Source organism: Aestuariicoccus sp. MJ-SS9 (assembly GCF_032586235.1).
GTDB lineage: Bacteria > Pseudomonadota > Alphaproteobacteria > Rhodobacterales > Rhodobacteraceae > Aestuariicoccus.
In genome coordinates this window covers 36,978-50,580 of the sequence record NZ_JAWHTD010000031.1, presented here as the reverse complement: position 1 = coordinate 50,580, position 13,603 = coordinate 36,978, and the positions used below count along the sequence as shown (strand labels likewise).

The 13,603-nt window shown below is 67.2% G+C and carries 13 protein-coding genes; 4 read left to right on the top strand and 9 right to left on the bottom strand.

Annotated elements, in window-relative coordinates:
• Positions 1 to 204 precede the first annotated feature (204 nt).
• Positions 205 to 696, top strand: coding sequence for a hypothetical protein (locus tag RXV88_RS17430; RefSeq protein WP_316294772.1), 492 nt, complete (start codon positions 205 to 207; stop codon positions 694 to 696).
• Positions 697 to 965: 269 nt separating this feature from the next.
• Here RXV88_RS17430 and RXV88_RS17425 read toward each other — a convergent pair whose 3' ends face one another.
• The 4 genes from RXV88_RS17425 to RXV88_RS17410 all read right to left on the bottom strand — a co-directional run bounded on the left by RXV88_RS17425 (position 966) and on the right by RXV88_RS17410 (position 5,420).
• Positions 966 to 1,757: a xanthine dehydrogenase family protein subunit M gene (locus RXV88_RS17425; protein ID WP_316294771.1), complete on the bottom strand. Its 792-nt coding sequence runs from the start codon at positions 1,755 to 1,757 to the stop codon at positions 966 to 968.
• Positions 1,758 to 1,870: 113 nt separating this feature from the next.
• Positions 1,871 to 4,243: a xanthine dehydrogenase family protein molybdopterin-binding subunit gene (locus RXV88_RS17420; RefSeq protein ID WP_316294770.1), complete on the bottom strand. Its 2,373-nt coding sequence runs from the start codon at positions 4,241 to 4,243 to the stop codon at positions 1,871 to 1,873.
• A 97-nt stretch (positions 4,244 to 4,340) separates the two neighbouring features.
• Positions 4,341 to 4,826, bottom strand: a complete 486-nt coding sequence (locus RXV88_RS17415) for a (2Fe-2S)-binding protein (RefSeq protein WP_316294769.1) — start codon at positions 4,824 to 4,826, stop codon at positions 4,341 to 4,343.
• A 69-nt stretch (positions 4,827 to 4,895) separates the two neighbouring features.
• Positions 4,896 to 5,420, bottom strand: a complete 525-nt coding sequence (locus tag RXV88_RS17410) for a carbon monoxide dehydrogenase subunit G (protein WP_316294768.1) — start codon at positions 5,418 to 5,420, stop codon at positions 4,896 to 4,898.
• Between the two features lie 105 nt (positions 5,421 to 5,525).
• Between RXV88_RS17410 and RXV88_RS17405 the strand changes: the two genes are divergently transcribed.
• Both RXV88_RS17405 and RXV88_RS17400 read left to right on the top strand, forming a co-directional pair.
• Positions 5,526 to 5,885: a hypothetical protein gene (locus tag RXV88_RS17405; protein ID WP_316294767.1), complete on the top strand. Its 360-nt coding sequence runs from the start codon at positions 5,526 to 5,528 to the stop codon at positions 5,883 to 5,885.
• Positions 5,886 to 6,195: 310 nt separating this feature from the next.
• Positions 6,196 to 7,593, top strand: coding sequence for an MATE family efflux transporter (locus tag RXV88_RS17400; RefSeq protein ID WP_316294766.1), 1,398 nt, complete (start codon positions 6,196 to 6,198; stop codon positions 7,591 to 7,593).
• A gap of 5 nt (positions 7,594 to 7,598) precedes the next feature.
• Here the strand turns inward: RXV88_RS17400 and RXV88_RS17395 are convergent, their stop codons facing one another.
• Positions 7,599 to 9,140 carry a helicase HerA-like domain-containing protein gene (locus RXV88_RS17395; RefSeq protein WP_316294765.1) on the bottom strand — a complete coding sequence of 514 codons (1,542 nt, stop codon included), beginning with the start codon at positions 9,138 to 9,140 and terminating at the stop codon, positions 7,599 to 7,601.
• Positions 9,141 to 9,541: 401 nt separating this feature from the next.
• On the opposite strand from RXV88_RS17395, the gene RXV88_RS17390 reads away from it, so the two are divergent.
• Complete coding sequence (locus tag RXV88_RS17390) at positions 9,542 to 10,162, top strand: invasion associated locus B family protein (protein WP_316294764.1); 621 nt, start codon at positions 9,542 to 9,544, stop codon at positions 10,160 to 10,162.
• 72 nt (positions 10,163 to 10,234) lie between these two features.
• Here the strand turns inward: RXV88_RS17390 and lpxB are convergent, their stop codons facing one another.
• The 4 genes from lpxB to fabZ are packed head-to-tail and all read right to left on the bottom strand — an operon-like array spanning position 10,235 to position 13,548.
• Positions 10,235 to 11,404 (bottom strand): lipid-A-disaccharide synthase, encoded by a 1,170-nt coding sequence (gene lpxB, locus RXV88_RS17385; protein WP_316294763.1) that lies wholly within the window; start codon positions 11,402 to 11,404, stop codon positions 10,235 to 10,237.
• On the bottom strand, positions 11,404 to 12,297 hold the full coding sequence (locus tag RXV88_RS17380; protein ID WP_316294762.1) for an LpxI family protein: 894 nt from the start codon (positions 12,295 to 12,297) through the stop codon (positions 11,404 to 11,406). The genes lpxB and RXV88_RS17380 overlap by 1 nt, the downstream gene beginning before the upstream one ends.
• 4 nt (positions 12,298 to 12,301) lie before the next feature.
• Positions 12,302 to 13,090, bottom strand: a complete 789-nt coding sequence (gene lpxA / locus RXV88_RS17375; RefSeq protein ID WP_316294761.1) for an acyl-ACP--UDP-N-acetylglucosamine O-acyltransferase — start codon at positions 13,088 to 13,090, stop codon at positions 12,302 to 12,304.
• Positions 13,087 to 13,548, bottom strand: a complete 462-nt coding sequence (fabZ, locus tag RXV88_RS17370; RefSeq protein ID WP_316294760.1) for a 3-hydroxyacyl-ACP dehydratase FabZ — start codon at positions 13,546 to 13,548, stop codon at positions 13,087 to 13,089. The genes lpxA and fabZ overlap by 4 nt, the downstream gene beginning before the upstream one ends.
• Between the last annotated feature and the right edge of the window lie 55 nt (positions 13,549 to 13,603).

The window sequence follows — 13,603 nt, the reverse complement described above, 5'->3', positions numbered from 1 at the left end:
CACCTCCACATATGGTGAATCACAAAATCCGGCCCGTGGAAATCCCATCGATTCAGATTTCAAGGATGACGCTTTAGCCGCACGCGCCCCGGATGGTGCGCGAGGAATTGTGAGCCTTGGCCACTGTCCCGTCCGCCTTCCAGATCCCCGAAGCGAAACTGGGACAGGACTGGCAGGCGCCGGTGGATCGGGGCGCCCCGGCGCATGACCGCCACCAATGCCCGGCTGCAGGCGTTGTTCTCCGCCTTTTGGAACGCCGACGCCCCCAGCGCCCAGGACGCCCCCGCCCAGGGATTTCCACCCCCTCGATCGCCGATCCGGGCCCGCCGTCCATGCCCCATCCCGACACGCTGGAAAAGCTCGACAGCGTCACCCGGCGCTTGGGTTTTTGACAAGGCAAGCCTGCTGGTCGCCACCGGCCACAAGGGGCTGGTGTCTGAAACCGCCGCCCGCGACACCGCCCTCCCGGGGTCGCATGAACTGGGCGCGTTTCCATCACGCGGCCCGAGGCGGAGGGTTTTGTCCTCCGGCGCGCGCCCGGATCGGCTGGCATCGCGTCCGCTTCAAACGGCCCGCTACCGGCACATCACCCTCAAGGTCATCGCCCAGAGCCTTGCGACAGGTCTCGTCATCCGCTTTCCGGCGCGGCAAGGCTTCGATCAAGCGCCGGTGGCCATCGGCGAACTTCTGTTCTAGGCGCGCCCTTCCGCCTCGATCCGGCGCACGGCCATATCTGCCGTCGCAGCCCCACGAACCGCGCCGTCGCCACTTCGAGCTCCTTGGCGCTCCACCTCGGGTGCCAGTGCCTATCTCGCGCCTGGCCCCCCGCGCGCCGATGCCCTTTCAACCGCCGCCGGCCTGCACCGCGTCACCGCCGTTTGAACGCCCGGCAAACGCCTCCCCCGGTGACACGGGAAAAGGCCCCCGGTCGCAAAACCGAGGGCCATCATTCCTTGTTCCGGCAATCAATGCGCGGCGGCAACCGCCCGCTTGGTCATGACCGCCACCAGATGCGCCCGATAATCGCCCGACCCGTGCAGGTCCGAGATCATGCCGTCACCCGGAACCGACAGCCCGTCGAGCGCCGAGGTGTCGAAATTGCCCGACAGCGCCGCCTCGGCCTCGCTCCAGCGGAACACGCCGCCTTCCGACGCGCCGGTCACCGCCACACGCACACCGTCGGCGTATTTCGCCACGAACACCCCCACCAGCGCAAAGCGCGAGGCGGGCTGCTCGAACTTCATATAGGCAGCCTTCTCCGGCACCGGAAAGCGCACCTCGGTAACGATCTCGCCCTCGTCGAGCGCCGTGGCGAACATGCCCTGAAAATAGTCGTCCGCCGCGATCTCGCGGTTGTTGGTCACTATGGTCGCGCCCGATCCGAGCGCTGCCGCCGGATAGCAGGCCGACGGGTCGTTGTTGGCCAGCGACCCACCGATTGTGCCGCGGTTGCGCACCGCCGGATCGCCGATATTGCCAGCCAGATCGGCCAGCGCCGGGTAATGCGCCGCGGCCTCCTTGGCCACCGTGGCATGGGTCGTGCCGCCGCCGATGCTGACGCGCCCGTCATCCATCTTGCACACGCCCCTGATCTCGGCGATGCCGCTCAGGCTCACCAGAACCGACGGCGACGCCAGCCGCTGCTTGAGCGTCGGGATCAGCGTCTGCCCGCCGCCCAGCGGCTGCGCCTCGTCCTGGCTCAGCGCCGACACCGCATCGGCCACGCTTGTCGGTTTCACCACATCGAATGAATACATCTTCTCTTTCCTCCCGGCCGGTGAACGAGGCGCCTTCGCCCCCATTTCACTGATCCAAAAATATCCTCGGGGGGTCCGGGGGGCAGACAGCCCCCCGGTCCCGTCCTCGAAACTCAGCCCTGCATCGCGGCCCAGACGCGCGCCGGCGTCGCCGGCATGTCCACGTGGTCAACCTTGTAACCGCCCGATTGCAGCGCATCCACCACGGCGTTGATCACCGTCGGGGGCGACCCGATGGCCCCGGCCTCGCCGCAGCCCTTCACCCCCAGCGGGTTGTGGGTGCACGGCGTCTGGCAGGAATGGTCCACCCTGTAGTTGGCCAGATGCGGCAGGTTGTCGGCGCGCGGCATGGCGTAGTCCATGTAGGACGCGCTGAGCAACTGGCCGTTCTCGTCATAGGCGCAGTTCTCCAGCAGCGCCTGGCCGATGCCCTGGGCGATCCCGCCGTGGACCTGGCCTTCGACGATCATCGGGTTGATGATATTGCCGAAATCGTCGGCCGACACGAACCGCTCGATGGTGACTTTGCCGGTGTCGGGGTCGACCTCGACCTCGCAGGCATAGGCCCCGGCCGGATAGGTAAAGTTCGACGGATCGTAGAACGCCGTCTCCTCCAGCCCCGGCTCGATCTCCTCGAGCGGATAATTGTGCGGCACGTAGGCCGCCAGCGTCACGTCGCCCCAGGCCACCGACTTGTCGGTGCCCGCGACGGTGAACTGGCCGTCCTTGAGCTCGACGTCCGCCTCCGACGCCTCAAGCAGGTGCGACGCGATCTTCTTGGCCTTGTTGATGATCTTCTCGGTCGCCCGCACCATGGCCGACCCGCAGACCGCGATGGACCGCGACCCATAGGTGCCCATGCCGAACGGGATCTTCGAGCTGTCGCCATGCACGATGTCGATCATCGACTCGTCGATGCCCAGCATCTCGGCCACCACCTGCGGGAAGGCCGTCTCGTGGCCCTGCCCGTGGCTGTGCGCGCCCACCATGACCGAGATCGTGCCGGTGGCGTTCACCCGGACGGTTGCGGCGTCGTAAAGCCCCGCCCTTGCGCCCAGCTGTCCCACCAGGTTCGACGGCGCGATACCGCAGGCCTCGATGAAGCAGTTCACGCCAAGACCGCGCAGCTTGCCGTTCTTCTCGCTTTCGGCCCGGCGCGCGGGGAAGCCCGCGACGTCGATCATCTCTTCCATCTTGTCCATGGTGGCGACGTAATCGCCGGTGTCATAGACCACCGCGACCGGCGTCTGGTACGGGAACTCGGTGATGAAGTTCTGACGGCGCAGCGCGATGGGATCGACGCCCAGCTCGCGCGCGGCCTTGTCGATGACGCGCTCCAGCTGGAAGGTCGCCTCGGGCCGGCCCGCGCCGCGATAGGCGTCGACGGGCACGGTGTTGGTAAAGACCGCCTTGACGTTCACATAGACCAGCGGGGTCTTGTAATTGCCCGCCATCAGCGTGCCGTGCAGCCATGTGGGCACCGACGGCGCGAAGGTCGACAGATACGCGCCCATGTTGGCGTAGGTTTCGGTCCGCACGGCGGTAAAGTTGTTGTCGGCATCCAGCGCCAGCTCGATCCTGGTGACGTGGTCGCGGCCGTGCGCGTCCGACATGAACGCCTCCGACCGGCTCGACGTCCACTTCACGGGCCGGTTCAGGGCGCGCGCGGCGAAGGTGCAGAAGGCCTCTTCGGCATAGTGGAAGATCTTGGTGCCGAAGCCGCCGCCCACATCGGGGGCCACGACGCGCAGCTTGTGCTCGGGGATGCCCAGCACGAACGCACCCATCAGAAGCCGGATCACATGCGGGTTCTGGCTGGTGGTGTAGAGCGTGGATTCGTCGTTGGCGCGATTGTAATCGCCCACGGCGACGCGCGGCTCCATCGGGTTGGCGACCATGCGCTGGTTCACCAGCTCGAGCGTGGTGACATGCGCGGCGTTTTTGAACGCCTCTTCGGTGGCAGCCTTGTTCGCTTCGACGAACCCCCAGTCGTAGCAGAGGTTGTCGTCCAGATCGTCATGCACCTTGGTGGCGCCCGGCTGCACGGCGGCCTTCATGTCGACCACGGCCGGCAGTTCGTCGATGTCGAGCTCGATGGCCTCGGCGGCGTTGCGCGCCTCTTCCAGACTGTCGGCCACGACGGCGGCGATCGGGTCGCCCACGTGCCGCACCTTGCCCTGCGCCAGAACCGGATGCGCCGGTTCCTTCATCGGGTTGCCGTGCTTGTCGGTCACCTGCCAGCCGCAGGGAAGACCGCCGACGCCCTCGAAATCGGCGCCGGTGAAGATGCGCTCGACCCCGGGCATCGCGGCCGCGGCCGCGGTGTCGATCTTGTTGATCTTCCCATGCGCCACGTCCGAGCGCAGGAAATAGACATAGGCCTGTCCGTGAACGTTGATGTCGTCGGTGTATTGTCCGGCGCCCGTCAAGAAGCGCACGTCCTCGCGCCGCTTCTGGCTGGCGCCGATGCCATGATCCTTCGGCATGTTCTCAATTCCTCCCTTGGGCCGGTGCGCGGAAACCGCGCACCCTACAACCAATTCGCTTCAACCGTAGGGTGCGCCTTTACGGCGCACCGCCGTTTCATTCCGCCGCGACCGGCGTCACATCCTGACCCGAGGCCGCCATGATCGCCTTGACGATGTTGTGGTAGCCCGTGCAGCGGCAGATGTTGCCCTCGAGGTAATCGCGCACTTCGGCCTCGGTCGGCTTGGGGTTATCTTTCAGCAGCGCCGCCGCCGACATCACCATGCCCGGCGTGCAGAAACCGCACTGAAGCCCGTGGTGATCCTGAAACGCCTGCTGGATCACGCCGAGCGATCCGTCGGCATTGGCCATGCCCTCGATGGTCTTGACCTCCGCGCCGTCGGCCTCGGCGGCGAACATCGTGCAGGCCTTGACCGCCTCGCCGTTCACATGGATCACGCAGGCGCCGCATTGCGACGTGTCACAGCCCACATGGGTGCCGGTCAGGCGCAGACCGTCGCGCAGAAAATCGGTCATCAGCGCGTTGCCGGCGACCTCTTTGCTGACGGTTTTGCCGTTCACCGTCATCGTTACCTTAGCCATCGTACTCCTCCCTGGAATCTTTCAATCACGCGCCCCGGGCCTGACCCTGGGCTTCTTGGTTTTTCTGCGTCAGGACACCAGTTTCCTGAACCAGCCTTTTTTCTCGCCAGTACCGTCGCCATCGCCCTCCGGCGCGGCCTCGGGGTCCGCCGGACCCTCGACCGCGTCCTGAAAGTTCTGAAAGAACTGATCCGCCATCTTCTTGGCAAAGCCGTCGATGATGCGGCTGCCCAGCTGGGCCAGCTTGCCGCCGACCTTGGCCTCGACCTCGTATTCCAACAGAGTGCCGCCGCCGTCGATGGCCGACAGCTTGACGTCCGCGCCGCCCTTGGCAAAGCCCGCGGCCCCGCCCTTGCCCTCGCCGCTCAGCGTCAGGCTGTTCGGCGCGTCCATGTCAGACAGGGTCACCTTGCCCTTGAACGTGGCCTTCACCGGCCCGACCTTCTGCACCACTGTCGCCTCGAATCCGTCTTCGGCGCTGCCGGACATCTCGGTGCAGCCCGGCACGCAGGCCTTGAGCACCTCCGGGTTCAGGATAGCCGCCCAGACCACCTCTTGCGGGGCGTTGATCTCGCGGGAATCGCTCATCTGCATGGGGTGTCGTCCTCTTGATGTGGCGTCAGCCTAGGCCGAGGGCCCGCGCCGCGCATATTAGACCAATGGCCTAGGCCATCGGCGATTTTGCCGTTCGGGCTGCCCTTGGCCAGGCCCGACGCTTTTGAATATCCCGGCGATGCGGCCATCGTCGAGAGCCGCGTCGACCGCATCGTCGGCGTTTTCTCTACCCCGACGGTAGGCCAAATGCAGCCCGACGCCCAGAGCCCATTTCGATTTCGCGAAACCGGACGGCGGCGGATACCGCCGCAAAGGGGCCACCAATGGGCCGTCCGCGCGGGACGACAGACGGAAATCCACGTTCGGCTCGTTCCTGGCCGGATCATGACCGGTAAAGGACACCCGCTCGACCCGGCAATCCAAGCGGCTGCCACAGGCGAGCCCAATCGTCAGATTGGCAACCGCGCCGCCGCCTGCCGGCCTGCTCCGGGGCGTGATGCGTGAGGCGCCCCTGAGGGACACGCCCTCCGGCACGCACCCGAACCGCGCCTCGATGCCTGCGAAACCGACGATCCACGAGGGCCCCTATCCCCGCGGCGCGGCGCGGTGCCGCTTTGGGGTGACGACGTGGCCAGGAAGGCGAACGCCCTCGATCGGGGCGGCACGCTCTGGACCCTCCGGCTGCCGAAAGAGCTGACCCGACGCCGCGGCCTTGCCCACGACGGATCACAAAGCCCGGCCCCCGGCCGGGCGTTTTTCCTTGCGCAAAGGGGCCGGCGCGGCCAATCCTCGCCGGGGTCGGTAAAGGTGCGGTATGGAACAGGCGAAATTCTTGGAGGGCAGCCTGTTCCGGCATGTCACGGTGATGTCGCTGACGGCCTCGGTCGGGCTGATGGCGGTGTTCATCGTCGATTTCGTCGACATGATCTTCATCTCGATGCTGGGCAATGCCGCTTTGGCGGCGGCGGTGGGCTATGCCGGGGCGATCCTGTTTTTCACCACCTCCTTCAACATCGGTATCGCCATCGCCGCCGGGGCGCTGGTGGCGCGGGCCCTGGGAGCGGGGCACGAAGAGACCGCGCGCCAGCGCGCGTCGAACGCGCTGATCGCCGGGGCGCTCTTGTCGGCGCTCTTTGCCGCGGTGGTCTGGATGAACCTCGGGACGCTGGTCGATCTGCTGGGCGCCAAGGGCGAGACCAAGGATCAGGCGGTGCTCTATCTGTCGATCATCGTGCCGACCCTGCCTTTCCTTCATCTCGGCATGGCCGGAGGCGCGATCCTGCGCGCGCACGGCGACGCGCGCCGCGCCATGACCGCGACCATCGCCGGAGGGCTGGTGAACGCGGCACTCGACCCGATCCTGATCTTCGGTCTGAACCTGGAACTGGCCGGGGCGGCCATGGCCAGCGTCGCGGCGCGCATCACCATCGCAGCGCTCGCCCTGCGGCCGATCTTTCGCCATCACGGCGGCCTGTCCTTGCCGCGCCCGGGCGCGTTCATGGCCGACCTTCCGCCGATCCTCGCCATATCGGTGCCCGCGATCCTGACTCAGCTGGCAACCCCGGTGGGTCAGGCCTGGGTCACCCGCTCGATGGCGGCCTACGGCGAAGACGCGGTGGCGGGCATGGCGGTGGTGGCGCGGCTGACGCCGGTGGCCTTCGGCACGATCTTTGCGCTTTCGGGGGCCGTGGGGCCGATCATCGGCCAGAATTACGGCGCGGGGCGTTACGACCGGGTGCGGCTGGCCTTGCGCGATGCGCTGCTCTTCACCGCAGGGTTCGTGGCGCTGATGGCGCTGGTGCTTTTCGCCCTGCGCGGCCCCATCGCGGCGATCTTCGAGGCCGAGGGCGTGACGCTGAGCCTGATCTACCTCTTTTGCGGGCCGCTGGCTTTGGCCTTTTTCTTTAACGGCGCGCTCTTCGTCGCCAACGCCTGTTTCAACAACCTCGGACGGCCGTTCTATTCCACCTGGATGAACTGGGGCCGGCACACGCTGGGCACCATCCCCTTCGTCTGGGCGGGGGCGGCGCTTTACGGTGCGCCCGGCGTGCTGATCGGACAGGCGGCCGGAGGGCTGGTCTTTGGCGTTCTGGCGGTGCTGCTGGTGCCGCGCGTCATCGCCGAGGCGCAGGCGCGGGGCGATGCGCCCGCACGCCCCGGCGTCTTCCAGCGGCAGGCGCGGCAGATCGCGCTGATCTTCGCCCGCCGCTGAGCGCCTCAGCGCGCCTTGAAGAGCCCGCCCAGAATCCCGCGCACCAGCCGGCGCCCGGTCGTGCCGGTCAGCTCTTTGGCGACCATTTTCGTCATCGCCTCGCCAAAGCTGGGTTCGCGCCGCAGGGGCCGCGCGGTCGAGCGGCTGACCCGGCCACCGGTATAGCGCCGCGCGGCCTTGTATTCGCGCTCTTGCGCCTCAAGCTCTTCTTCGCGCGCCTCGGCTTCCTCGGCGGCGGCGGCGGCCTGGGCGGCGCGGTCGCGCAGGATTTCATGCGCCGAACGACGGTCGAGCGTCTGGGCGTATTTCGCGCCCAGATCCGACGCGGCGATCACCTGCGCCCGCTCCTCCGCGCTGATCGGGCCCAGCTGCGACGAGGGCGGCCGGATCAGCGTGCGCTGCACGACGCCGGGCACGCCCTTTTTCTCGAGCATCGAGGTCACCGCCTCGCCCACGCCGACCTCGCGGATGGCCGCTTCGGTGTCGAAGGCGGGGTTCTCGCGATAGGTCTCGGCGGCCAGTTTCAGCGCCTTGCGGTCGCGCGCGGTAAAGGCGCGCAGCGCGTGCTGCACCCGGTTGCCGAGCTGGCCCAGAATGTCCTCGGGGATGTCGTCGGGGTTCTGGGTGATGAAATAGACCCCCACCCCCTTCGACCGGATCAGCCGCGCCACCTGCTCGACCTTGTCGACCAGCGCCTTGGGCGCGTCGTCGAACAGCAGATGCGCCTCGTCGAAGAAGAAAACCAGCCTGGGCTTGTCCGGATCGCCCACCTCGGGCAGCTCTTCGAAAAGCTCGGACAGAAGCCACAGCAGGAATGTCGCATAAAGCCGGGGCGAGGCCATCAGCGTGCTGGCGGCCAGGATATTGATCTGCCCCCGCCCGTCCGGGGCCAGACGCATCATGTCGGCCAGATCGAGCGCCGGTTCCCCGAAAATCCCCGCGCCGCCCTGGTTTTCCAGCACCAGCAGACGCCGCTGGATCGCGCCCACCGACTGCACCGAGATATTGCCGTAGCGCAGGCTCAGGTCGGCGCGGTTCTCGCCGACCCAGACCAGCAGCGCCTGCAGGTCCTTGAGATCGAGCAGCGGCAGCCCCTCTTCATCGGCCAGCCGGAAGGCGATGTTGAGGATGCCCTCCTGCGCCTCGGAAAGCTCGAGCAGACGCGAGATCAGCAGCGGGCCCATCTCGGCGACGGTGGTGCGTACCGGGTGCCCCTCCTGCCCGAAGAGATCCCAGAAGGTCGCGGGAAAGGCGCTGTAGGCATAGTCGTCGAAACCGATCTTGCCCGCGCGTTCGGTAAAGGCGCCGTGCAGCTTGAACGCCTCAGACCCGGGCCGCGCCAGCCCCGAGAGGTCGCCCTTTACGTCCGACAGGAAGACCGGAACACCCTGCGCGGAAAAGCCTTCGGCCAGAATCTGCAGGGTCACCGTCTTGCCGGTGCCCGTCGCCCCGGCCACCAGACCGTGACGGTTGGCGTATTTCAGGTCGAGCCATTGCTTTTCGCCATATTCCGGCCCGCCGCCACCGACAAAGACGCCGTTCTCCATGCCACCCCTCCAAACCGTTCGCGCCGACCATACAATCTTAACCAATTGCCGCCAGTGTGAAATCCGTTCCGGGCCGTCATGTCCTCTTTGGTCCGGGCGAACTTCCTCCCCGTCAGACTGGCCGCGCCCACGGGCGCGGTCTTTTTTGTTAATCTCGCGCGATTGTGCACGAAATTCACTGTTGACCGCTGGTGCGCAGTTTCGTAGCGTCCCCCCAATGACAAAGTCGGCCGGTCCGACAGGGAGAATAAATGGAGGGGGCCGCAAGGCCCCTTTCTTAATGCGGGGTGCTCGGCGGACGGTTGCTTGGGCCAGGGCAAACCCGGAATTTTTGCCCTGACACTTGCGAAATGTCATGTTAATCGCCCCGTTAACAAGATCTCATCCGAGGGGAGCATTCGATGACCAAGACGTTATTTGTCCTGCCGCTGCTGGCGGCTCTCGCGGCACCGGCCGCCTTTGCGCAACAGGCCGCCGAGGGCACGGGCGACGCGACCGAAACCCAGAACCAGGCCGTTACCGGCAACCAGCTTGACCCCGGCGAACCCGTGGGCCCCGAGGGTGAGCCCGAACAGCCGACCTACGTCAAGGCCACCTACGGCGACTGGGATCTTCAGTGCCTGCGCGTCCAAGAGGGCGAAGAGCCCTGCCAGATGTACCAGCTTCTGAAAGATCCGAATGGCGCAAGCGTGGCCGAGGCCAGCCTCTTCAAGGTGGCCAACGGCGGCCAGATCGTCGCCGGGGGCACCTTTGTCGTGCCGCTCGAGACGCTGCTGACGCAAAAGTTGACCATGGCCGTCGACGGCGGCGCGGCCCGGCGCTATGACTTTTCCTTCTGCACGCAGATCGGCTGTTATGCCCGCGTCGGCTTTACCGCCGAGGACGTGGCGCGTTTCCGCGCGGGGGCGAATGCGACGGTGACCATCGTGCCGATGCTGGCGCCCGATCAGAAGGTGACCGTCAACATGTCGCTGAGCGGTTTCACCGCCGCCTATAACGAAGTGTCCGAACTGCGTCAGTAAGCGCGGCTTCGTCGAACGATCAGGCCCCGGTGCAGCCCGCACCGGGGCTTTTTCGTGGCCCGATGGCTGCGTTCAATGCAGGGGCTTGCCCTGGGCCAGCCCCTCCAGCACCGCCTGTGCTGCGCGTTCGCCCGGCGGCGGGCCGCCCTTGCCCAGCCGCTCCATGGTCAGCGCCATCGCCTCCTGCTGCGCGCCGGGATGGGCCAGCACATCCAGCACCGCCTCGGCGATGGGGCCGGGCCGGCAGGCCTTGCCGATGAATTCCGGCACTGCCCTTGTATCGGACACCAGGTTGACCAGCGTCACGCTATCCACCCGCAGCATCCGCCCGATGATCTGGCGGCTGAGCCAGTTCATGTCGTAGGCGATCACCATCGGCGTGCCCGCCGCCGCCAGCTCCAGCGAAACGGTGCCCGACGCCGCCAGGGCCACGTCGGCGGCGGCGAAGGCGGCGCGTTTCCGCGCGCCGCCCGGGTCGCTTTCCGGGTCGATGATCAGCGGCTGGCCCGGCCAGTCGCCCATCGCTTTGCGGATTATTCCGCTGACCGGCGATGCGGCGGGCAGCACCAGCGCCAGATCCGGGCGCGCAGCCGTCAGCCGCAGCGCCACCTCGCGGAAGATTGGCAAGAGGCGCCCCACCTCGGACCGGCGCGAGCCGGGCAAGAGCAGCGCCACCGGCCGGTCGCCGATCCCCTGTGATGCGCGTAAGGCCTGCGCCTCGGCGGCGCTGGCCTGCGGGTCGGTCACCACCGGATGCCCGACGAAATCGCAACGCATCCCGGCGGCCTCCATATAGGGCGGCTCGAACGGCAAGAGCGCCAGCACCTGGTCGATATGCGCGGCCATCTTCTGCGCCCGCCCCGCCCGCCAGGCCCAGACCGTGGGGGCCACGTAATGCACCGTGCGGATGTCGCTGGCGGCCTTGACCAGCCGCGCGACGCGCAGCGAAAACTCGGGCAGGTCGATGGTGATCAGCACATCGGGTCTTTCGCGCAGGACCGTGTCGGCGGTCTGGCGGATGCGGGCCTTGAGGTGGCGGTATTCGCGCAGGATCTCCGAGATCCCCATGATGCTGATCTCATCGATGGGAAAGAGGCTTTGCAGCCCCTCGTCGGTCATGCGCGGGCCGCCGATGCCGGTAAAGCTGACGTCCCCCTCGGGCAAAAGCCCCCGCATCCCCGCCATCAGCGCCGCCCCCAGCTTGTCGCCCGAAGGCTCGCCCGCGATGATGAAGACGCGCATCAGACGGGCCTTTCGCGGACCCAGAGGAAAAGCCCCGCCGCATCCGCCATCCGGATCACGCGCGCCCGGTCCAGCACCATCACGCCGCCCGCCTCGATCACGATGCCGCCCAGCCCGGCCTGGGCCACCTTCTGCACAGTGCCGGGGCCGATCACCGGCAAATCGGCGCGGCGGTCCTGGCCCGGCTTGGGGCCTTTGAAAAGCAAACCGTCGCGCGGGGTCTGATCGCGCCCCGACAGCCAGTCGGCGGCCCCGCCCAAAAGATCGCCCGCCGTGTCCATCGCCCAGGAGAACGGATCCGAGGCCTCGCGCGCATCGATCCCCGCCCGCGCGGCATCTGTCAGCATCGCATCGGTGCCACGGTCGTCCTCGCGCGCCAGAACCCGGCCGCCGCGGATCACGCAGGCCTGGCCCAGATCGGCGCGGCCCTGTTCGGCCAGCACGATATCGCCCGCCGCGGCGTCCTCTGCGGCGCTCTCGGGCGGCTGCGCCTCGGTCAGTACGCCCGTGGGCGGCAAGAGCGCGGGCGCGGCCTCATGCGCGGCCAGCACCTGAAATCCCGCCGCCTCGAAAATGCCGATGACCCCGCGCAGCGCACCGTCGTCGCCGCGCGCCATTGCGTCGCGCAGTTGCGGCACCAGCGGCAGGGTCAGATCGTCGAGCGCGCCAAGATCGATCTCGGGCCGGCGGATATGGCCGCAAAGACAGACCCGCGTCACGCCCCTTTTGGTCAGGGTCTGCAACAGCGTGCCCAGCGTCTCGATGCGGAAGGTCATGTCGGGGGTCAGCCCCTCGGGCGCAAAGCCCTGAAGGGCGCAGACAAACGGGCGGCTCTCTTGTGCCGCGACCACCGCCGCGGGCAAGGCCCCTGCCCCTGCGATCAGCGCCAGCACGGTCTCAGCCCGGGGTCAGGAACGACCGGTCGCTGTCGCCCAGAATGAAATCGACGATTTCGCGCACATAGTCGGACTGGGTTTCCTCGCCCAGCCGCCGGGCGCGTTCCTGAAAGGCGCCTTCGCCCTGCGCCAGCATCTGGAACGCCGCGCGCAGCGCCGTGATGTCGGACCGCGCCACGCCCTTGCGCTTGAGCCCGACCAGGTTCAGCCCGTCGAGCTTGCCGCGCGGGCCCTGCACCAGACCGTAGGGCATCACGTCGTTGGTCACCATCGTGACCGCGCCGATGATCGCGCCGCGCCCCACGCGCACCCATTGGTGCACCCCCGAAAGCCCGCCGACGATCACGTCGTCCTCGATCACGCAATGGCCCGCCAGGGCCGAGTTGTTCACCAGGATCACCCGGTCGCCCACCTGCGCGTCATGCGCCACATGGCAGCCCGCCATGAAGAGCCCGTCGTCGCCCACGCGTGTGACGCCGCCGCCGCCCTCGGTGCCGGCGTTCATGGTCACATGCTCGCGGATGCGGTTGCGCGCGCCCACCACCAGCCGGGTCTTTTCGCCCTTGAACTTAAGATCCTGCGGCACCTCACCGATCACCGCGAAAGGAAAGATCACCGTCTCGTCGCCGACCGAGGTCTCGCCCGTCACCACCACATGGCTTTTCAGCACCACACCGCGCCCAAGCGTCACCTCGGGGCCGACGTGGCAGAACGGCCCGATCACGCAGCCGTCGCCAATGCGCGCGCCGTCTTCGACGACGGCGCTGGGGTGGATCGTGGCATTGCTCACTTGGGCAGATCCATCATTGCGGTGAATTCGGCCTCGGCGGCCATTTCGCCGTCGACCGTGGCCACGCCCTTAAACCGCCAGACCTTGCCGCCGGGCTTGCCGCGCACCGTCGTCAGCTCCATCCGGAGCTGATCGCCGGGGATCACCTTGCGGCGGAACTTGCAATTGTCGATGGCCATGAAATAGATCAGCATTTCCTTGTCCGCGAGGTCAAGCGCGACACCCACCATCACGGCGGCTGTCTGCGCCATCGCCTCGACGATGGTGACGCCGGGCATGATCGGCGTGCCCGGGAAATGGCCCTGGAAATGCGGCTCGTTCATGGTGACGTTCTTGATCCCGACACCCGATTGAGTTCCGTCGATCTGCTCGACCCGGTCGACCAGAAGGAAGGGGTAGCGGTGCGGCAGAATGCGCTGGATAAGCTGGATATCGGCGCTTTTCAGGCTGTCGGTCATAAGGCGTCCTTTCCGGGCTGTTGCCAAGTGCCTAGCAACCCGGGCGTTCGGGGGC